This window comes from Kineosporia sp. NBRC 101731 (assembly GCF_030269305.1).
Classification (GTDB): domain Bacteria; phylum Actinomycetota; class Actinomycetes; order Actinomycetales; family Kineosporiaceae; genus Kineosporia.
Map to the genome: position 1 here is coordinate 13,693 of NZ_BSTC01000018.1, position 21,308 is coordinate 35,000.

Consider the following 21,308-nt stretch of genomic DNA (forward strand, 5'->3'; position numbering starts at 1 on the left):
GCGAATCGCTCGCAGTTAACGATCTTGCTGCGGACGGGCGACGACGCAACTGTCCCTGTCCATCCCTCTAGAACCTGGTCGCTGCGACCGAGTGTGACTGAACCGGGGCAGTTTCCCGGAACGGTCGAGCCGCGGCCGGGTTCACTGGTGGGGGTGTGGGATGTCGTCGTCTCGCTCCTCGGGGACGGCTGCACCCTGGCTGGTCAGAGCGCTCGTCGTTCTGCTCCTGGCCCTCGTGCTGGTCCCGCTCACCGCCCGTCGCAGTGACGCTTTCGCCGGCACGGTGATGGCCAGTGCCTACGGTGGTCGCGACCTGGGCAGCGCGGCCAGTCCGGCGAACACGATCTACTCGCAGTCCAGTTATCCCTCCACCCCCACTGCGAGCCAAGGGTCGGTGGGCGGCCTGATCACGCTCGGGGCCATGAGCAGTACGGCCACGGCCGACCCCCTGGCCGATACCGCCTCCTCGACGGCCACCTCCGGTGGCCTCTCCATCGCGGGCGTCCTCAGCCTGGCCGCGGCCTCGGCGACGTGTACGGCGACCCCGAGCGGGGCGACCGCCACCGTTCAGGCCTCGGGGCTGACGCTGCTCGGGCTCCCGCTGAACACCGTCCCGTCCGGCAACATCCCGCCGAACACGACCATTCAGCAGACCAACCTGTTCGGCCAGAACACCGGTTACATCACGTTCAACGAGCAGACCTACACCACCTCGGGTGGGCAGTACTACCTGGTCACCAACGCGGTACACCTGGTCAACAAGACCACCGGCGGGGTGGTCACCGGCAACATCGAGCTGTCCCACGTGGAGTGCGGCACGACCGCGCCGATCACCCCGATCATCAGCTCGATCACGCCGAACCAGGGTCCGGAGACGGGCGGCACCACGGTGACCGTCACCGGGATCAACCTGTTTGCCATCACCAGCGTGACGTTCGGCGCGGCCAATGCCACGAGCTACACGATGAACGCCAGCCAGACGACCCTGACCGCGATTGCCCCGGTGGGCACCGGCACCGCGAGCATCCGGATCACGAACGTGGCCGGCACCTCGGCCGACACCGTAGCGGACGACTTCTCCTACATACCCAAACCCACCGTCACAGGCATCAATCCGACCATCGGGCCGACCGCCGGGGGCACCTCTGTCGTCATCACCGGGACGAACCTCGCAACCGCGACGGGGGTGAAGTTCGGGGCGAACGCCGCAACCAGCTACCTGGTGAACAGCAACGCGCAGATCACGGCGGTGGCCCCGGCCCGTTCGGCGGGGCAGATCGACGTCACGGTGACGACGGTGGGCGGCACCTCGGGCGCCGTGACGGCCGACCAGTACACCTACATCGCCCAGCCCACGGTGACGAACGTGTCGCCCGCGAACGGACCGCTCACCGCCGGTACGGGCGTCACCGTCACCGGTACCGACTTCACCGGGGTCACGGCCGTGCGGTTCGGCGCCACGAACGCCAGTTACACCCTCAACAGCGCCACCCAGCTCACCGCGGTCGCTCCCGCCGGCAGTGTGGGACCGGTCGATGTCACCGTGACGGCAGCCGGGGGCACCTCGGCCACCAGCCCCGCCGACCTCTACACCTACGCCGCCGGGCCGACCGTGGTCGCCGTGGTGCCGTCCTCCGGACCCACCTCGGCGGGCACCAGCGTCGTCATCACCGGCACGGCCCTGAGCGGGGCGACCGTGGTGAAGTTCGGGACCACCGCCGCGCCCGGATTCACGGTGAACTCCGCCACCCAGATCACCGCGACCGCCCCGGCCGGTAGCGCGGGGACGGTCGACGTCACCGTGACCACACCGGGCGGCACCTCCCCGACCTCCGCCGCCGACCAGTACACCTTCGTGACCGCGCCGGCCGTGACGTCCATCAGTCCCACCCGGGGCCAGCTCGCCGGGGGCACCACGGTGGTAATCACCGGCACCACCCTGGGCGGGGCGTCGGCCGTGAAGTTCGGTGCCCTGAACGCGACCTCGTTCGTGCAGAACAGCCCCACCCAGATCACCGCCGTGGCCCCGGCCGGGACCGCCGGCACCGTCGACGTGACCGTGGCGACCGTGGGCGGCACCTCGGCCACCTCGTTCACCGACCGGTTCACCTACGTCGCCGCCCCGACGGTCACGAACGTCTCGCCCACCGTGGGCCCGATCGCGGGTGGCACCAGCGTGACGCTGACGGGCACGAACTTCACCGGCGCGACGGGTGCGACCTTCGGCGGCACGGCCGCCACCTCGGTCACGGTCAGCAGCGACACCCAGATGGTCGTCACCGCCCCGGCCCGCACCGCCGGCACGGTGGACATCGTCGTGACCGCTCCCGGAGGCGTCTCGGCGACCAGTAGCGCCGACCAGTTCACCTACGCCAACGCCCCCACGGTGACCGCTCTCGCGCCGGCCTCCGGGCCCACCACGGCGGGTGCCGTTGCCGTCATCACCGGCACCGACCTGAGCGGGGCGACGGCGGTGACGTTCGGCGCCAACCCCGCGAGCAGCTTCGTCGTCAACAGCTCCACGCAGATCACGGCCGTCGCGCCCTCCGGGAGCGTGGGCCCGGTCGATGTCACGGTGACCACGCCCGGCGGCATCTCGGCCCTCACCCCGGCCGATCAGTACACCTATCTCGGGGCGCCGACCGTCTCCTCCGTCAGCCCTGGGCGGGGACCGCTCGGCGGGGGCGACGCGGTGGTCATCATCGGTGCGAACCTGACCGGCGCGTCCGTGGTGAAGTTCGGTGCGACGAACGCCTCGTCGTTCACGGTGAACAGCGCCACCCAGATCACCGCCGTGGCCCCGGCCGGCCCGCTGGGAACGGTCGACGTGACTGTGACCACCCTGGGCGGCACCTCTCCCACGTCGTCGTCCGACCAGTACAGCTACGTGGCCGCGCCCACGGTGACGGCGATCTCGCCCACCACCGGCAGCACCACGGGCGGAACCACCGTCACCGTGACCGGAACCGGCTTCACCGGCGCGACCTCGGTGTCGTTCGGCGGTGCCCCGGCCGCCGGGCTCATCACGGTCAGCTCGGACACCCAGATCACCGCCGTCGCCCCGGCGCACGCGGCAGGTCCGGTCGACGTGACCGTGACCGCACCGGGCGGGATCTCGGCCACCAGCGCGGCCGACCGGTTCACCTTCGTCGCCCCGCCCGCCGTCATCGGCCTCAGCCCGAGCGGCGGCGCGGCCATCGGCAGCCTGACCCAGGTGGTCACCATCACCGGAACGGGTTTCACCGGGGCCACCGGCGTGACCTTCGACGGCTACCCGACCATCCAGATCCTCAGTGTCACCCCCACCCAGATCCAGATCCGCGGTATCCCACCGCATCCCACCGGCCAGGTGCACGTCCAGGTCACCAACCCCTACGGCACGAGCGACGCCACCCCGGCCGACCTGTATACCTACCAGGGTCTGCCTACGGTGACCGCGGTCTCGCCCTCGGCCGGGCCCCTGTCCGGGGGCGCCACGGTGGTTGTCACGGGTACCGGATTCACCGGGGCATCGGCGGTCTCGTTCGGTTCCGGGCCGGCCACCTCTTACACGGTCGACTCGGCCACGCAGATCACCGCCGTGACTCCTTCCGGAACCGCCGGAACAGTGGACGTCCGGGTCACCGCGGTCGGCGGCATCTCTTCGGTGGTGGTCGCCGATCGGTACACCTACCAGGCCGCCCCCGTCATCACCGGGCTCTCACCCACGCACGGGCCCGTCGCCGGCGGGATCCTGGTGTCCATCACCGGTTCCCGTTTCAGCGGCGCGACCACGGTGACGTTCGACGGGGTCGCGGCGGCCGGGGTGATCACGGTCAGCAGTGACACGCAGATCTTCGCCCAGACCCCGGCTCACGTCGCGGGTCCGGTGGCCGTGGTGGTGACGGCGCCGGGCGGTACTTCTCCGGCGGCCGGCTACCTGTACGTCGGCACACCCACGGTTTCCGGTCTGTCGCCGGTGAACGGGCCGATCGCGGGCGGTACCCCGGTCGTCATCACCGGTACGGGATTCACCACCGTGTCCGGGGCGACGGCCGTGCAGTTCGGTGGAACGAACGCTTCGACGTATACGGTGAACAGCGATACCCAGATCACGGCGGTGACCCCGCCGCACGGGGCCGGGGCGGTCGGGGTCACGGTCACGACCATCGACGGTGGAACCTCGGCACCCGGCTCCTTCACCTATATTCCGGTGCCCGTCGTCACCGGGATCTTGCCCGCCCAGGGGCCCGAGGCGGGCGGCACCAATGTGACCGTCAGCGGGACCGGTTTCACCACCGCCAGTTCCGTGCGCTTCGACGGGAGTCCGGCCTCCTTCACGGTAGACTCGGACACCCGGATCACCGCTGTCGCCCCGGCCGGTACCGGCCTGGCCGACGTCACGGTGACCACGGCCGGCGGGGTCTCGGCCACCGGCACGGCCGATCAGTTCCGGTACGTGGGGACGCCCAACCTGACCTCGGTGAGTCCCACCAGTGGTCCGGTGGCCGGGGGAACCTCGGTGACGATCACCGGCACGCAGTTCTACGGGGTCACCGGGGTTACGTTCGGTGGGACTGCGGCGACGTCGTACACCGTGGTGAGCCCGACGCAGATCACCGCTACCGCCCCGGCGGGTAGCGCGGGCCCGGTGGACGTCCGGGTGGCCACCACCGATGGTGGAACTTCCTCTGCCGAAACTGTCTTTACCTACCTTGCGGATCCGGTGGTCGCGGGCCTCTCGCCCGCCAGTGGTACCACGGGTGGCGGGACTGTGGTCCTCATCAGTGGTTCCGGGTTCAGCGTGGCGACAGCTGTGCGTTTCGGGTCGGTGCCGGCCGCGTCGTTCACCGTCAACAGCGGCTCGCAGATCACCGCGGTCAGCCCGGCCGGTGCGGTCGGGACGGTCGACGTGACCGTGGTGGGCCCGTACGCGACCTCGGCCACCTCGTCCTCTGATCGATTCACCTACGCCGCCGGACCCACCCTCACCGGCGTGACCCCCTCGGCCGGGCCGTTGGCCGGTGGCACCACGGTGAGCATTGCCGGAACCGGCTTCACCCTGACCTCGACCGTGACCGTCGGGGGAAATGCCGCTACCTCGGTGCAGTACGTGTCGCCGACCCAGCTGACGGTCATGGTGCCGGCGGGCAGTGCCGGCCCGGCCGACGTGGTGGTGGTCACGCAGTACGGCCAGGACTCGCTGACCGGTGGATACGTTTACCGCACAGCACCTTCGGTTTCGGCCTTGGCTCCCGACACCGGCCCGGAGTCCGGCGGCACCGTGGTCACGATCACCGGCACCGGGTTCACCGATGCCACCCAGGTGCGGTTCGGGTCGTCCGTGGCCACCTTCACCGTCTCCACGGACACCCGAATCACCGCCACCGCTCCGGCCGGTACTGGCAGCGTTGATGTGACGGTGACTGGGCCGGGCGGTGTTTCGGTTCTCTTGGGGGCCGATCGGTACCGTTACGCGCCGGTGCCGGTGGTGGCCTTGCTGTCGCTCAGCTTCGGCCCCACGGGCGGGGGGACCGCGGTCACGGTGACGGGTTCTGGTTTCACCGGTGCCACCGCGGTTGCGGTCAACGGTTCCTCTGTGCCCTTCACCGTGCTCAACGACACCACGCTCACCTTTACCTCGCCGGGTGGCGCGGGCGACGTTCCGGTCGTCGTCACCACGCCGGGCGGCAGCAGCGCCCCGCTGCTGTTCACCTACGCGAACGCTCCCACCGTTACCAGTCTCTCGCCCGACCGGGGTCCGGTCGCCGCCGGAACCTCCGTGACAATTACCGGAACCGGCTTCACCAGTGGCTCTTCCGTTGCCTTCGGCGCTGTTCCGGCCGCCTCCGTGCAGTTCGTCAGCGCCACGCGGCTCGTCACGGTCGCACCCGCCGGATCCGGTGCCGGGCCGGTCGACGTCACGGTGACGACCGCCGGCGGGACGTCCTCCACGTCGGCTGCGGATGTCTACACCTACCTCGCTGCACCGGTTCTCGCCTCAGTATCGCCTCCGTCCGGCCCGGTTGGCGGGGGGAACACCGTGGTGATATCCGGAACCGATTTTACCGCTGGATCTTCCGTGACCTTTGACGGGGCGGTCGCGACCTCGGTGCAGTACGTCAGCGCCACTGAGCTCAGGGCAGTTGTTCCCGCGGGAGCTTCCGGGCCGGTGCTGGTGCGGGTGACGACGCCGGGCGGTTCGGACAGTGGGGTTTACACCTACCGGGTGGCTCCTGCGGTCGGCTCGATCGCTCCGGGGGCCGGTCCGGAGGCCGGCGGCACCGCGGTGACCATCGACGGCACCGGCTTCACCGGGGCAACCTCTGTGCTCTTCGGTTCTGCATCAGCCGGTTTCACCGTGGTCAACGATACCCGGATCGCTGCGACCGCCCCGGCCGGCAGCGGGACCGTGGACGTGCGGGTGACGGGGCCCGGCGGTACTTCCGCCGTGTCGTCGGCTGACCGCTTCCGTTACGTGCCGGTGCCGGTGGTCACGTCCCTGTCTCCCGCCCTCGGGCCGACTGCGGGTGGAACGGCGCTGACCTTGACCGGTACCGGTCTGACGGATGTCAGTTCGGTTACAGTGGGCGGTAGTTCGGTTGCTTTTACCGTGATCAGTGATTCTGTCGTCACGCTGGTCACTCCGCCTGGGGTGCCGGGGAACGCGGCGGCGGTGGTGGTGGCCACGGCCGGTGGATCGTCCGCGCCGATCTCGTTCCTGTACGCGGACGCACCTTCGGTGAGCGGTCTTTCGCCGGATGCCGGGCCACCCGGTGGTGGTACCGCAGTGACGATCACCGGTACCGATTTCACCCCGGTTTCGGCGGTGACGTTCGGGGGCGTGGCCGCTGTCGTGCAGTACGTGAGCCCGACGCGGCTCATTGCGGACTCGCCGGTGCGGGGGTCAGCGGGAGCCGTGAACGTGGTGGTGGCTACTGCCTACGGCACATCTGCCACCGGAAATCTTTTCACCTATACGGTTTCCCCGACTTTCAGTGGGGTTTCACCGTCGGCCGGACCGGTGCTGGGCGGGACTACCATCGTCATTGCGGGATCTGGGTTGACCGGGGTTTCGGAGGTGACTATTGGCGGAGTTCCGGCTGCCTCGTACACGGTGAACAGTGATTCTTCCATCACGGCAGTCACTCCGGCGGGCTCACCGGGTAATGCTGTGGTGCGGGTGGCGACTGTTGGCGGTTTCGACACGGGTGTCTTCCGGTATGCGAATGTGCCCGTCATTTCGGGGGTCTCGCCGGGTTCTGGGCCTGAGGCCGGGGGAACGCTGGTGACCGTTGATGGTTCTGGGTTTACCGGGGCTTCGGTGGTTTCGTTCGGTGGGGTGGCCGGGACCGGCCTGACGGTCAGTAGTGATACGCGGATCACTGTTTTCGCTCCTCTTGGTACGGGGATGGTGGACGTTGTTGTCACCGCCCCTGGTGGAGTTTCGGCTGCTTCGGTGGCTGATCGGTATTGGTATGCGCCGGTTCCTGTTGTCGCTCAAGTGAATCCCTCGTCCGGGCCGTTGGCCGGCGGGACTTCGATGACTGTCGGCGGGTCTGGGTTCTCGGGCGCTACAGATGTCACCCTGGATGGTGTCTCCGTTGGATTCAGTCTGGTCGACGGCTCGACGCTCACCCTGACCACGCCCTCTCATGCGGCCGGGGCCGTGCCAGTGGTGGTAGTCACGCCGGGTGGGGCCTCGGCTCCATTGACCTTCACCTACACCGATGCCCCCACCGTCTCGTCAGTTTCGCCGGGAGCCGGGCCACTCTCGGGTGGCATCACGGTCACCCTTGCGGGTTCCGGGCTGACCGGGGCTTCGGGGGTGACCTTCGACGGGGTGGCGGCTGTCTCGTACACGGTGAACAGCGACGCTTCGATCACCGCGGTCGCTCCGGCGGGTTCCCCGGGTCATGCGGTGGTGCGGGTGACGACCGTGGGTGGTTCCAGTACCGGTGTCTTCCGCTATGCGAATGTGCCGGTCGTTTCCGGGGTCTCGCCGGTCGCCGGGCCGGAGGCCGGCGGAACGCTGGTCACGGTCGACGGCTCGGGCTTCTCCGGCGCGACCGTCGTGCGCTTCGGGGCGGTGGCGGCCTCGAGTTTCACTGTGAGCAGCGATTCCCGGATCTCGGTCTTCGCGCCACCCGGAACCGGGACCGTTGATGTCGTGGTGGCGGCTCCTGGCGGAGTCTCCGCGTCGTCCTCTGCTGATCGTTACCGCTACGCCCCGGTGCCCGCGATCGGCACCGCGGGACCGGACACCGGGCCGCTCGGCGGCGGCTCCGTGGTGACGCTCTCGGGCAGCGGGTTCACCGGGGCGACGGACCTCACCGTCGGCGGCGTCCCCGTGGCGTTCACCGTGGTGGACGACTCGACGATCACCTTCACCACCCCGCCGGGAGCGGCGGGTTCCACTGACATCGTCGTGACCACACCGGGCGGAGCCACTGCCCCGGTGGTGTTCACTTATGCCGATATTCCGGCCGTCAATAGTGTTTCGCCCGACGAAGGCCCGATCGCCGGGGGCACGATCGTCACGATCACCGGGAGCGGGTTCGGTGGTGCCACGGCCGTCGCGTTCGGTGGGGTGCCCGCCACCGGGTTCGCGGTGAACAGCCCCACCGAGATCACCGCGACCAGCCCGGCCCAGGCGGCGGGCGTGGTCGACGTGCGGGTGACCGGGCCGGGCGGACCCACGGCGACCAGCAGCGCCGACCGGTTCACCTATCGTCCGGTGCCGGTCGTCGGTGCGCTCTCGCCCAGCTCCGGGCCGGTGACGGGCGGTACCCCGATCACCCTGTCGGGCAGCGGGTTCGGTGGTGCGACCAGTGTGAGCGTCGGGGGAGTGGCCGTCCCCTTCAGTGTGGCCGACGACTTCACCGTCACCTTCACCACGCCGGCGGGTACTGGTGCGACCGCGGTGGTCATCTCGACCGCCGGTGGATCAGCAATCTCCACCTTCACTTTCGCGGACGGACCGACCGTCACGGCCCTCGCGCCGGCGGCCGGCCCGCTCTCCGGCGGGACATCGGTGACCATCGACGGCACCGGGTTCACGCTGGCGTCCACGGTCGCCTTCGGTGCCCAGCCGGCCGTATCCGTCCAGTTCGTCGGGCCGGCCCGGCTCGTGGCGGTCGCACCCGCGGTGGCCTCGGCGAGCACCGTGAGCGTGGTCGTGACCACCGCCTACGGCAACTCCGGGGTGGCCGGCACCGCCAATGACTTCATCTACACCGACGTTCCGGTGATCACGGACGTCCAGCCCGCATCGGGCCCGTTGAACGGGGGGAATACGTTAGTGATCAGTGGATTTGATTTCAACAGCGCCACCGGGGTCAGTTTCGGCACGGTGGCGGCGGTGAGTTACTCGGTCATCAGTGACACCGAGATCACGGCCGTGGTGCCCGCCCAGGGGGCTGGGCCCGTGGACGTGCGGATCAGCGGAACCGGGGGCACATCACCGATCACGATCGGTGGCCGCTACCTCTACCTGGCCGTGCCGGTGGTCTCGGGCCTGGCTCCGGATATGGGCCCGACGGCCGGGGGCACCAGCGTCACGATCACCGGCACCGGCTTCACCAGCGGCTCGCAGGTGACGTTCGACGGTACGCCCGCCGGTTCGGTGCAGTTCGTCTCGGCTACCGAGCTGGTCGCGACCAGTCCCGCGCACGCGGCTGGAACGGTGGACGTCGTGGTGACCACGGCGGGAGGGTCATCCTTGCTGGGTGGTGCCTTCGAGTACCAGGTCGCACCGGCGGTGAGTGGTTTCTCGCCGTCGTCAGGTCCGTTGACCGGTGGAACTGCCGTCACGGTCTCGGGTTCCGGTTTCACCCCGGCGTCGACGGCGAAGTTCGGGTCCCTGGCGGCCTCGGTGCAGTACGTTTCCCCGACCCGCCTGGATGTGGTCAGCCCGGCGGGTGCGCCGGGGCCGGTGAATGTGGTGGTCACGACGGCCGGGGGTGATTCCGCACCGGGAACCTTCACCTACGTCCCGGTGCCCCTGATCGTGACGCTCTCACCCGATGCCGGCCCGACCGCGGGCGGAACCACCCTGACGGTTGGTGGTTCCGGCCTGGCCGGGGGCACCGTGACCGTCGACGGCATTGCTGTCACACCGGACTCGGTGACCGATTCGTCCATCGTTCTCCGCACTCCCGCCCATCCCGCAGGGACGGTGACCGTGCGGGTGGCGACCGTCGGAGGTGCGACGGAGGGCGCCTTCACCTACGTGGCACCGCAGTCCACGCCGGTGCTGTCGGCGGTCGAACCGGCGAGCGGTCCGGAGGCGGGCGGTAATACGGTCACGCTGACCGGGGTGGGATTCACCGGCGCCACCGAGGTGAAGTTCGGGGGCGGTGCGGCGAGTTTCACCGTGGTCGACGATTCCACGATCACGGCGGTCGTTCCGGCCGGAACCGTTGGTGCGGTGCTGGTTTCCGTGACCACGCCGAACGGTACGACCGGCGGGACGGTGAGCTACTCCTACCTCGAGCCGCCGGTGGCGCCGACCATCACCGGGGTGGAGCCGACCGTCGGGCCGGTCGCCGGGGGTACCCGCATCACCATCACCGGAACCGGTTTCGACGCGGACACGACGGTGACGTTCGACGGAGTGCCGGGTTCGGAGGTGGTGATCGGGGCCTCGGCAACCCGCCTGCTCCGGGCCCTACCGAGCGGGATCCGGGCCGCCTCGTCCACCTCGCTGACCGTTCTGACCCCCGCGCACGCCGAGGGACCGGCCGCGGTCACCGTGACGAACACGGCCGGAAGTGCGGATGCCGAAATTGATTTCACCTACGTTCCGCCGCTGCTGGAGACCACGGTCAATCTTGAGGTGGAGGTGAACGCGGCCACGGCGGTGGCCCCGCAGGGTTCGTTGTACGCCGGCCTGACGGTGCAGGCGTGCTCGACGCCGAACCGGGGTTCCAGTTCGATCGGAACCGACGCGGCCTTCTGCCGCTACACCGCCCCGGACCGGGCGGGCGTCGACGCCTTCACGATGCGGGTCACCGACGAGATCGGGCAGACCGCGACGCAGGCCGTGCGGATCACGGTGATCGAGAACGATCCGGGCGGGGAGGGCACCGGCGGGGACGGGGGTGACGACGGTGGCACCGGCTCGGGCGGTGGCGGCGGCAATGACAACAACGGTGGTTCGGACGGTGACAACTCGGGTGGTGACAACTCGGGCGGCGGTGATTCGGGATCCGGTGGTTCGGGATCCGGGGGTGGTGGGGGCAACGACACCCCGGGCCGGGGCAATCCCACGATCGGGGTCCCCACCCCGACCACGTCACCCGTTCCCCCTGTCCCGACCACATCCCCCGTCCCCACCGTCGCCGCGACCCCGAGCCCGACCCCGGCTCCCACGGTGTTCAACGGGGCCCTGCCCAAGAGCCTGCTGATCCCGCTGATCATCGGTATCAGCACCCTGCTGGCGGCGGTGCTGGCGGCGAGTACCTGGTATCTGTGGTGGCCTTGGCTACTCCTGCTGCTGGCCCGTCGCCGGCGGCGGAAGCACGGCGAGGACTAGGACGACGCGAGGGTGGGGGGCGAGGACCCCCTCCTTCGTTCGTGATCATGCAAAACCTCCCCGGCGTTCTAGAACTCTGGCCTCGACAGTTCTAGAAGTCCGGGGAGGTTTTGCATGATCACGGAAGGGTTTTCTTTTTTAGTTCCTCAGGTCCAGGTAGCGGGACGTGAACTCGTTGGTGAACTTGCCGGCCGGGTCGGTGCGGTGCACCAGGTCCTCGAAGTCGGCCAGGCGCGGGTAGAGGGCGCGCACCCGGTCGCGGCCCAGGCCGAACACCTTGCCCCAGTGCGGGCGGGCATCGAAGTCGGACAGGGCCCCCTCGAGCGCCGCGAGGGCGGGCGTCACCTTGGTCATGTCGTCGACCCAGGTGAAGTGCAGGGCCACCGTGGTGCGTCCGTAGCAGGGGCTGAGCCACAGGTCGTCGCCCGCGATCGTGCGGATCTCGGCCACCTGCAGGGCATCCGCGAACTGGGCCGACACCGCGTGCACGGCGGCCAGCGCGGCCCCGGCCTGCTCGACGGGCAGCAGGTACTCGGACTGCACCTCGTCACCGCGGGAGGGAGTGAACTCGAAGCGGAAGTGCGGCAGCCGCTCGTGCCAGGGGCCGGGCACGCCGAGCTGCTGGGTGGCGTTCTCCGTGGGCATACCGACGATCGGGTGGCGGGGCGAATCGGCCAGGGAGGCGCCGAAGTAGCTTGCCGAGGGCTCGGGGGCCGAGGCCAGCTGCTTGCGCCAGAGCATGTCGATCACCGGCCGTCGCCAGTGGGTGAAGGCGCTGACGCTGTAGGCGCTGCCCATGATCTCGTCGAAGTCCGCGATCAGGGCGTCCAGCGGCAGGTCGTCGTACACGTACTGGCGCACGTCGAAGGTGGGCTGCGCCTTCAGGGTCAGCGCCGTCACCACCCCGGCCAGCCCCATCGCGATGACCGAGCCGTGGAAGTCCTGGTCACCGGTGTCGAGGGTGCGTAGTTCGCCGTCCGGCCCGATCAGCTCGATCCCGATCACCCCGGCAGCCAGGCAGGGGTTGCCCGTCCCCGATCCGTGGGTACCGGTGGCCGCGGCTCCGGCGACCGAGATGTGCGGCAGCGATCCGGTGTTGTGCAGGGCCAGCCCGGCGGCGTGCAGGGCGGGCATCACGTGGGCGAAGCGGGCGCTGGCCGTGACCCGGGCGCTGGACGTGGCGGTGTCGACGTCCACGCTCAGTGGCAGGTCCTCGAGGCTGAGCAGGAGCCCGTCCGTGGCCGCGACCTCGCTGAACGAGTGGCCGCTCCCGAGCACCCGTACCCGCCGGGCCCCGGCGACGAGTTCCTGCACCTGCTGGACACTGCTCGCCCGCACGTAGCGTTCCGGGGTGAAGACCACGTTCCCGGCCCAGTTGGTCAGCGTCATGCCGCGTTCCTCTCGATCCCTGCCACAACCGCGTGGCGCTGGGAGCGATCCTGCCACCCACCCGACCCGAGCGGGACAGGGAAACCTCACAGCGCCGGGCCGGACTGTGCGGACAACGTAGCTACTGGGTAATGGCAGCGGGACGACGGGGTAACACGCACTTCGTAGCGTCGACGACGAGTTGACCGCGCGTCACCCGGACCAGCTGAGGAGCCTCCCGATGGCCGAGACCATCACGACGTCCAGCAGCATCAGCACCACTCGACGGCGGGGGCGCTGGATCGATCACTGGGACCCGGAGAACCCGGACTTCTGGAGGGAAACCGGTCGGACCGTGGCCCGGCGCAACCTCATCTGGTCGATCTTCGCCGAGCACATCGGGTTCTCCGTGTGGTTGCTCTGGAGCATCGTCGTCGTTCGACTCGGCGACGTCGGCTGGAACCTCTCCACCAGCCAGACCCTCTGGCTGACGGCCGTTCCCAGCGGCGTCGGCGCGGTTCTGCGCCTGCCCTACACCTTCGCCGTGCCCACCTTCGGCGGCCGGAACTGGACCGTGGTCTCGGCCCTGCTGCTGATCATTCCCTGCTCCGGTCTGGCCTGGGCCGTGCAGAGACCCGAGATCGGTTACGGGATGCTTCTTCTCATCGCCGCAACGGCCGGGTTCGGCGGTGGCAACTTCGCCTCCAGCATGGCCAACATCTCGTTCTTCTACCCGGAGAGGGAGAAGGGTTTCGCCCTCGGGCTGAACGCGGCCGGCGGCAACCTCGGCGTGGCCGTGGTGCAGAAGCTGGTCCCGCAGGTGATCGTGCTCGGCGGCGGCCTGATGCTGGCTTACGCCGGGCTCGTGTACATCCCGCTGGCGGTGATCGCCGCGGTCTGCGCCTTCCTCTTCATGGACAATCTCAGCGAGGCCAAGACCGACGTGAAACCGGTCTGGCGCTCGCTGTGGTACACCGACACCTGGGTGATGTCGCTGCTGTACATCGGCACGTTCGGCTCGTTCATCGGTTACTCCTCGGCCTTCCCGACCTTGCTCGTGGCGGTGTTCGACCGCCAGGACATCGCTCTCGCCTGGGCCTTCCTCGGCGCGGGGATCGGCTCCCTGGCCCGTCCGGCCGGTGGCTGGCTGTCGGACCGGATCGGGGGCGCGCAGATCACCATGGCGAGCTTCGCCGGGCTGGCCGTCGGCGCCGGTGCCGCCCTGTGGGCGGTGCAGCACCGGAGTCTCGGCCTGTTCTTCGTGAGCTTCATGTTCCTGTTCGTCGCCACCGGGGTCGGCAACGGCTCCACCTACCGGATGATCTCGAGGATCTTCCAGCTCAAGGGTCTTCGGGCCGGGGGAGCGCCGGCCACGATGCTGCAGATGCGTCGTGAGGCGGCCGGGGCGCTGGGCGTGATCAGTTCGGTCGGTGCCTTCGGCGGGTTCCTCGTGCCGATCTGCTATGCGTGGTCGAAGTCCGAGTTCGGCAACATCCAGCCCGCGCTGAAGTTTTACCTGGTCTTCTTCATCGTTCTTCTGTTCGTGACCTGGTTCCGCTATGCCCGCCGGGGAAGTTCGCCGGCGCGCGAAGGGGTCTGAATCATCCGATCAGCACTAGGCTTTGGCATTCGTTCCCCTCGGGAGGTACGCACCGCCATGGCCACCGAGACCCTTCGCGGATTCTCCGTCCTGCTCACCTGCGACCGCCGCGCCGACGAACTGGCCGCCAACTTCGTCCGGCGTGGCGCCACCGTGATCCAGGCGCCGACCCTGCGGTTCCTGCCGCTCGAGGAGGATGACGCATTGATCGACGTCACCAGAACCGTGGTGGAGCGACCACCGGACGTCGTGATCGTGACCACGGCCATCGGGTTCCGCGGCTGGATCGAGACCGCCGACGCGGCGGGCCTGGCGCCACACCTGCTCGAGGTGCTCGCGGAGTCGCACATCATGGCCCGGGGTCCGAAGGCTCGCGGGGCGATCCGCGCGGCCGGGCTGATCGAGAGCTGGTCCGCCGCTTCGGAAACCATCTCCGAGGTGGTGGAAGCCCTTGTTTCCCAGGGGGTTGCGGGGAGACGGGTGGTGATCCAGTTGCACGGGGCCACGGACGAGACCGCCATCGGCCGGCTCCGGGCCGCCGGGGCCGACGTGGTGCCCGTTCCGGTGTATCGGTGGGGTGCGGCGCCCGATCCGGGGGCAGTGGAGAAATCGATCGAAGCCACCTGCAACAGAACGGTGGACGCGGTCGTGTTCACCAGTGCCCCTGGCGCCCAGGCGTTTCTGGATGCGGCTGCGCGGATGGGACTGCTGGATCGTCTGGTCGAGGCACTGCAGGAAGACGTGGTTCCCGCCGCAGTCGGTCTGGTCACGGCGAGACCGTTGCTCGATGCGGGGGTGCGACCGCTGGTTCCGGACCGCAGCCGGCTCGGGGCCCTCATCCGCACGACGGTGGACCATCTCAGCACCTCCTGCGTGCGCAGCTGGCCCACCGCCGGGGGAGAGCTCGAGCTGCGCGGGCAGATGGCTGTGCTCGACGGCGAGCCGCTGGTGCTCTCACCGGCCCCGATGGCCATTCTGCGGGAACTGGCCCGCCGGCCCGGTCACGTGGTCGATCGCGCCACCCTGCTGGCGGCCCTGCCCGGGGCGGGCGATCTGCACGCCGTGGAGATGGCCGTGGGGCGGTTGCGCTCGGCCCTGGGCACGCCCGGGCTGGTGCAGACCGTGGTGAAGCGTGGTTACCGGCTGGTGGTCCAGTCATGACGGGCATGACGGGCATGGCGGGCATGACCGGGCTGCTCACCACGACCAGGACACACTGCCCCTACTGCTCCCTCCAGTGCGGGATCGAGCTGACCGCCGGAGACCGGCCGGTGACGCTGCAACCCCAGCCGGGGGTCGGGCTCTGCTCGAAGGGCTGGACCGCGGCCGAACTGCTCGATCATCCGGACCGGCTGTTGCGTCCGCTCGTGCGCGGACCGGACGGTGAGTTGCACGGGGCAAGCTGGGACGAGGCGATGGAACGCATCGCCGACGGCATCCGGCAGGCTCAGGAACGCTACGGCGCCGACGCCGTCGGATGCTTCGGCGGTGGCGGTCTGACGAATGAGAAGGCCTACGCCCTGGGCAAGTTCGCCCGGGTGGCCTTGCGTACACCGGCGATCGACTACAACGGCCGCTGGTGCATGTCGTCGGCCGCGGCCGCCGCCAACAGCATGCTCGGTATCGACCGGGGGCTGCCCTTCCCGCTGGCCGACATCGCCGGTGCCGAGGCCGTCCTGCTCGTCGGTTCCAACGTGGCCGAGACGATGCCGCCGGCCATGCAGTACTTCGACGCCGGCCGGGCCGAGGGGGCCAGGCACATCGTGGTGGACACCCGGGCGACGCCCACAGCCCGTGGGTCCCACCTGCATCTCCAGCCTCGACCGGGCACGGATCTGGCGCTGGCGAACGGGCTGCTGCACCTGGCGATCCGGCGCGGGCTCTGCGATCACGACTACATCGCCGCCCGGACGAAGAACTTCGAGAAGGCCCGCGCCGCGGTGATGTCCTTCTGGCCCGATCGGGTCGAGCGCATCACCGGCATTCCCGAGGCCCAACTGCACGAGACTCTCGACATCCTGACCACGGCCCGCTCGGCCATGATCCTGACCGCGCGGGGCGCGGAGCAGCACAGTGCGGGCACGCGCACCGCCCAGGCCTTCCTCAATCTCGCCCTGGCCCTCGGCCTGCCGGGCCGCCCCCACAGCGGCTGGGGCACCCTGACCGGGCAGGGCAACGGGCAGGGTGGGCGGGAACACGGGCAGAAGGCCGACCAGTTGCCGGGATACCGCAAGCTCGACGACCCGGCGGCGAGGGAGCACGTGGCCGGGGTGTGGGGCATCCATCCCGACGAACTGCCGCAGCCCGGTCTGTCGGCGTACGAGATGCTCGACCGGATGGGCGCTCCCGGTGGGGTGCGGGCCCTGCTGGTGATGGCGTCCAACATCGCCGTGAGCGCCCCGAACGCGCGGCACGTCCGGGACCGGCTGAAGGCCCTCGACCTGCTGGTGGTCAGCGACATCTTCCTGACTGAGACCGCCGCCCTGGCCGACGTGGTGCTACCGACCGCGCAGTGGGCCGAGGAGGAGGGCACGATGACGAACCTGGAGGGCCGGATCATCCGGCGCCGCCGGGCCCTTGCACCGCCCGAAGGAGTACGGGACGACCTGACGTTCCTGGCCGACCTGGCGGGAAGGCTGGGCCGCGGGGAGTTCTTCAGCGAAGACCCGCGAACCGTCTTCGCGGAGTTGAAAGAGGCCAGCCGGGGCGGTGTCGCCGACTACAGCGGGGTGGACTACGAGGGGTCGGACCAGTTCTGGCCCCGCCCGGAGGGCTCCACCGTCGACAGCTCGAGGCTCTTCGCCGACGGTTTCCCCACGGCTGACGGTCGCGCCACCTTCATGCGCACCGACTACCGGGAACCCGCCGAGCCGGCCGATGCTGCCTATCCGTACCTGCTCACCACCGGCCGGGTGATGCAGCACTACCAGAGCGGCGCCCAGACCCGCCGGGTCAGGTCGTTGCGCCTGGCCCAGCCCGAGGCATTCGCCGAGATCCACCCGGACCTGGCGCGGCGCAACGGCATCGGGTCGGGCGACATGGTCGAGCTGAGCACCCGGCGGGGCCGTGCGCAGTTCCGGGCCCGGCTGACCGACACGGTGCGCCCGGACACGATCTTCGTGCCGTTCCACTGGAGCGGCCGCGCGAATGCCAACGACCTGACCAACCCGGTACTCGACCAGTTCTCCCGGATGCCGGCCTTCAAGGTCTGCGCCGTCGCGGTCCGTAGAGCCGAAACGCCAGTTGAGGAGCGAACAGTCATGCACAGCAGTCCGCGGTTCCTGCAAGGGATCTTCCGTTTCACCGGCCACGGTCTCCAGAAGCCTGCGCCGGTCGACCCGGCGCTGTCGTTCACCGTTCCGGCCGGGAAGGCGGCCCAGGCGCTGTACTTCCGGGGCGGCAACTCGAGCTCCGAGCTGATCACGGTGGTGCTCCTGCGGGACGGTGCCCCCATGCGGTACTTCCCGATCGGGGCGCGGTCCGACGTGCACGTGCCGTTGCGCGTGGTGGAGGACCTGACCGGCGGCACCCTGCTCGAACTGCACCTGGCCGCGCCCGCGGAGCTCGAGGGCACGCTGGTGATCGACTTCGGGCTGGTCGAGGTATGAAACGGCGGCTGGTGATCGTCGGGAACGGGATGGCGGCGGCCCGCACGGTCGAGGAGATCCTCGAGCGGGGCGGTGGCGAGCAGTTCGACATCACGATGTTCGGTGACGAGCCGTACGGCAACTACAACCGCATCATGCTCTCCCACGTGCTCTCCGGGGAGGAGGACGAGTCCGGCATCTTCCTCAACGATCTTGCCTGGTACGAGGAGAACGACATCACCCTGCGGGTGCCGGTGCGGGTCACGCGGATCGACCGGTTCGCCAAGATGGTCGACGGGGACGACGGAAGTTCCACGCCCTACGACATTCTCGTCATCGCGACCGGCAGCCGGTCGTTCGTCCCGCCGATGGAGGGCATCTTCCGCCCGGACGGCGGCCTGCTGGGTGGAGTGCTGGGTTTTCGCAGCATCGACGACACCCGCGAGATCGTGCGACTGGCCCGGCAGCACGAGAAGGCCGTGGTGATCGGGGGTGGGCTGCTCGGCCTGGAGGCCGCCCGGGGTCTGCAGTCGCACGGTGTGCACGTCGAGGTGCTGCACGCGGCCGATCACCTGATGAACCAGCAGCTCGACGCCGCCGGGGGAGGAATCCTGAAGAAGGGTGTCGAGGACCTCGGCATCGTCGTGCGCACCGGGGCGCGCAGCACGGCCGTGTCGGGAGACGAACACGTGACCGGGGTGCGGCTCCTGGACGGCACCGAGATTCCCTGTGATCTGGTGGTGCTCGCGGCCGGCGTCCGTCCCAACACCGAGGTGGCGGCGAGCAGCGGATTCACCGTCGAGCGGGCGATCGTGGTGGACGACCGGATGGGTACGGTCGAGGATCCGGACGTGTTCGCCGTGGGTGAGTGTGCCCAGCACCGCGGTGAGGTCTACGGCCTGGTGGCGCCGCTGTGGGAACAGGCCCGGGTGCTCGCCGACCATCTGACCGGTGCGAACCCGGACGCCCAGTACCACGGCTCGCGGACCAGCACGAAGCTCAAGGTGGCGGGCGTCGACGTGGCCTCGATGGGGATCACCGTCCCGGAGCGCGACGACGACGAGTTCGTGGTGTTCAGCGAGCCGCGCCGGGGTGTGTACAAGAGCGTCGTCATCCGCGACGACCGGCTGATCGGGGCCACGCTCGTCGGCGACGTGAAGAAGGTGGCCTTCCTGATCCAGGCCTTCGACCGGGCCCTGCCTCTGCCGGAGGAACGCGTTGGCCTGCTCTTCGACCTGGGGACCGCCACCGGCGAGCCGAGCGTGCCGGAGATGCCGGACGACACCCAGGTCTGCAACTGCAACGGGGTCAGTAAGGGAACGATCGTGAAAGCCGTCGCCGGAGGCCAGAAGACCGTGCCCGGCGTGATGGACTGCACCCGGGCCGGCAAGGGCTGCGGCTCGTGCAAGTCACTGGTGAAGCAGATCGTGGAGTGGGCCGCGGGCGACGACATGCGGGCCGACCCGGCCGAGCACTACTACGTACCCGGCATCCCGCTGGCCAAACCCGAGCTGATGGCCGCCATCACCCAGCAGCGGCTGTACTCGGTCTCCGCCGTGTTCAGTGCCCTCGCCCCCGGTGGCACCGAAGACGCGAAGAGCAAGATGGGCCTGACCTCCCTGCTGCGCACCCTGTGGCCGCAGGACTTCGTGGACGAGCGCGACGGCCGGTTCATCAATGACCGGGTGCACGCGAACATCCAGCGGGACGGCACCTTCTCGGTGGTGCCCCAGATGAAGGGCGGCGTCACCTCGATCGAGCAGCTGCGCACGATCGCCGACGTCGCCGAGAAGTACCGGATCCCGATGATCAAGCTGACCGGAGGCCAGCGGATCGATCTGCTGGGCATCCCCAAGGAAGACCTGCCCCGGATCTGGGCCGACCTGGACATGCCCTCCGGCTACGCCTACGGCAAGAGCTTCCGCACGGTGAAGACCTGTGTCGGCTCCGACTTCTGCCGCTTCGGCCTGGGTGACTCCACCGCTCTCGGGGTCGCGATCGAGACCCGGTTCCAGGGCATCGAGTCGCCCGCCAAGGTGAAGATGGCCGTCAGCGGCTGCCCTCGCAACTGTGCCGAGTCGCTGGTCAAGGACATCGGCGTGGTCGCGGTCGAGGGCGGCCGGTGGGAGATCTACATCGGCGGGGCGGCCGGGGCCCACATCCGCAGAGGTGACCTGCTCGTCACCGTGGACACCCCGGAGGAGGTGCTCACGATCAGCGGCCGGTTCCTGCAGTACTACCGCGAGAACGCCAAGTGGCTGGAGCGTACCTACGCGTTCGTGCCCCGCTTCGGGCTCGAGCAGATCCGCGACGTCGTGGTGAACGACTCCGAGGGCATCGCCGCCGACCTCGACGCCCGGATGCAGCAGACCGTCGAGGGATATCGCGATCCCTGGAAGGAAGGGCGGGAACCGGCGGTGCCCGGTCAGTTCCGCACGTCGCTGCCGCTGGTGGCCCTACCCCAGGTGCCGGTGCGCGACGGCAGCACCGCTCTCGGCGGCCGGGCCGGGCGGTCGGTCACCACCGATCCGCGTCAGGCGCCGGGTGCGGACCGATGACGACGCACGGACCGGTGACGGCTCTGGGACCCGCCCGGAGCATCCCTCCCGGCGAAGGGCGGGCCTATCAGGTCGGCGGCCGCACCGTGGCCGTGTTCCGTCTGCGGTCCGGTGCGCTGCGGGCCGTGCCGGGTGTCTGCCCGCACGCCGCCGGCCCACTGGCCGACGGTCAGATCGACGAGACGGTACTGATCTGCCCGCTGCACCTGAACACCTGGGACCTCACCACCGGCTGCTCGACGTCCGGCCAGCCCGACCTCGAGGTGATCGAGGTGCGGGAGGTGGACGGGCAGATCGTGCTTCCCGAGCGATGATCACAACCGTTTCAGTCCTTCGAGGATCAGCATGAGGAGCCGCGGATCCCGTTCCTGGGCCGTGGTGCCCGCCGTCAGATAGTTGTTGTCCAGAAGATCGTTGATGATGGTCTTGGCCACCGCCATCGGCAGACCGGAGTAGGCAGCCACTTCGGCGACCGACATCGGGTTCCGGCACAGGGCCAGCACCTTGTGATACTCGGCATCCGGCACCTGCGGGTCGTTCACACCGGCGGTGGTCTCGAGCATGAGGAAGAGGTCCAGCTCACGGTGGCTGGGCCGGGTGCGGCCCCGGACCACCGAGAACGGTCGTACCAGCTTGCCCCCGGCGTCGTCCATCCAGACGAATTCGTCATCGTCCACGGA

At 69.5% G+C, this 21,308-nt stretch carries 8 protein-coding genes; 6 read left to right on the top strand and 2 right to left on the bottom strand.

Annotated elements, in window-relative coordinates:
- Positions 1-160: 160 nt before the first annotated feature.
- Positions 161-11,515, top strand: a complete 11,355-nt coding sequence (locus tag QSK05_RS32115) for an IPT/TIG domain-containing protein (RefSeq protein ID WP_285601155.1) — start codon at positions 161-163, stop codon at positions 11,513-11,515.
- A 138-nt stretch (positions 11,516-11,653) separates the two neighbouring features.
- Here QSK05_RS32115 and QSK05_RS32120 read toward each other — a convergent pair whose 3' ends face one another.
- Entirely contained in the window at positions 11,654-12,904 is a 1,251-nt protein-coding gene (locus tag QSK05_RS32120) for a D-arabinono-1,4-lactone oxidase (protein WP_285601156.1), read from the bottom strand.
- A gap of 220 nt (positions 12,905-13,124) precedes the next feature.
- On the opposite strand from QSK05_RS32120, the gene QSK05_RS32125 reads away from it, so the two are divergent.
- The 5 genes from QSK05_RS32125 to QSK05_RS32145 are packed head-to-tail and all read left to right on the top strand — an operon-like array spanning position 13,125 to position 20,942.
- Positions 13,125-14,483 carry an MFS transporter gene (locus QSK05_RS32125; protein WP_285601157.1) on the top strand — a complete coding sequence of 453 codons (1,359 nt, stop codon included), beginning with the start codon at positions 13,125-13,127 and terminating at the stop codon, positions 14,481-14,483.
- Positions 14,484-14,540: 57 nt separating this feature from the next.
- A complete protein-coding gene (locus QSK05_RS32130) occupies positions 14,541-15,644 on the top strand; it encodes a uroporphyrinogen-III synthase (protein WP_285601158.1) in 1,104 nt (367 codons plus the stop codon).
- Entirely contained in the window at positions 15,641-18,091 is a 2,451-nt protein-coding gene (locus tag QSK05_RS32135; RefSeq protein WP_285601159.1) for a molybdopterin oxidoreductase family protein, read from the top strand. Before QSK05_RS32130 ends, QSK05_RS32135 begins: the two co-directional genes overlap by 4 nt.
- On the top strand, positions 18,088-20,628 hold the full coding sequence (gene nirB / locus QSK05_RS32140; protein WP_285601160.1) for a nitrite reductase large subunit NirB: 2,541 nt from the start codon (positions 18,088-18,090) through the stop codon (positions 20,626-20,628). Before QSK05_RS32135 ends, nirB begins: the two co-directional genes overlap by 4 nt.
- On the top strand, positions 20,625-20,942 hold the full coding sequence (locus tag QSK05_RS32145; protein WP_285601161.1) for a Rieske (2Fe-2S) protein: 318 nt from the start codon (positions 20,625-20,627) through the stop codon (positions 20,940-20,942). Before nirB ends, QSK05_RS32145 begins: the two co-directional genes overlap by 4 nt.
- Here the strand turns inward: QSK05_RS32145 and QSK05_RS32150 are convergent, their stop codons facing one another.
- Entirely contained in the window at positions 20,943-21,305 is a 363-nt protein-coding gene (locus tag QSK05_RS32150) for a DUF742 domain-containing protein (protein ID WP_285601162.1), read from the bottom strand.
- Positions 21,306-21,308: the final 3 nt, after the last annotated feature.

What these genes read in the sequence shown, in the direction of transcription:
- QSK05_RS32115 (WP_285601155.1), top strand. Translation starts at nt 161, where the DNA reads ATGTCGTCGTCTCGCTCCTCGGGGACGGCTGCACCCTGGCTGGTCAGA.
- QSK05_RS32120 (WP_285601156.1), bottom strand. Translation starts at nt 12,904, where the DNA reads ATGACGCTGACCAACTGGGCCGGGAACGTGGTCTTCACCCCGGAACGC.
- QSK05_RS32125 (WP_285601157.1), top strand. Translation starts at nt 13,125, where the DNA reads ATGGCCGAGACCATCACGACGTCCAGCAGCATCAGCACCACTCGACGG.
- QSK05_RS32130 (WP_285601158.1), top strand. Translation starts at nt 14,541, where the DNA reads ATGGCCACCGAGACCCTTCGCGGATTCTCCGTCCTGCTCACCTGCGAC.
- QSK05_RS32135 (WP_285601159.1), top strand. Translation starts at nt 15,641, where the DNA reads ATGACGGGCATGACGGGCATGGCGGGCATGACCGGGCTGCTCACCACG.
- nirB (WP_285601160.1), top strand. Translation starts at nt 18,088, where the DNA reads ATGAAACGGCGGCTGGTGATCGTCGGGAACGGGATGGCGGCGGCCCGC.
- QSK05_RS32145 (WP_285601161.1), top strand. Translation starts at nt 20,625, where the DNA reads ATGACGACGCACGGACCGGTGACGGCTCTGGGACCCGCCCGGAGCATC.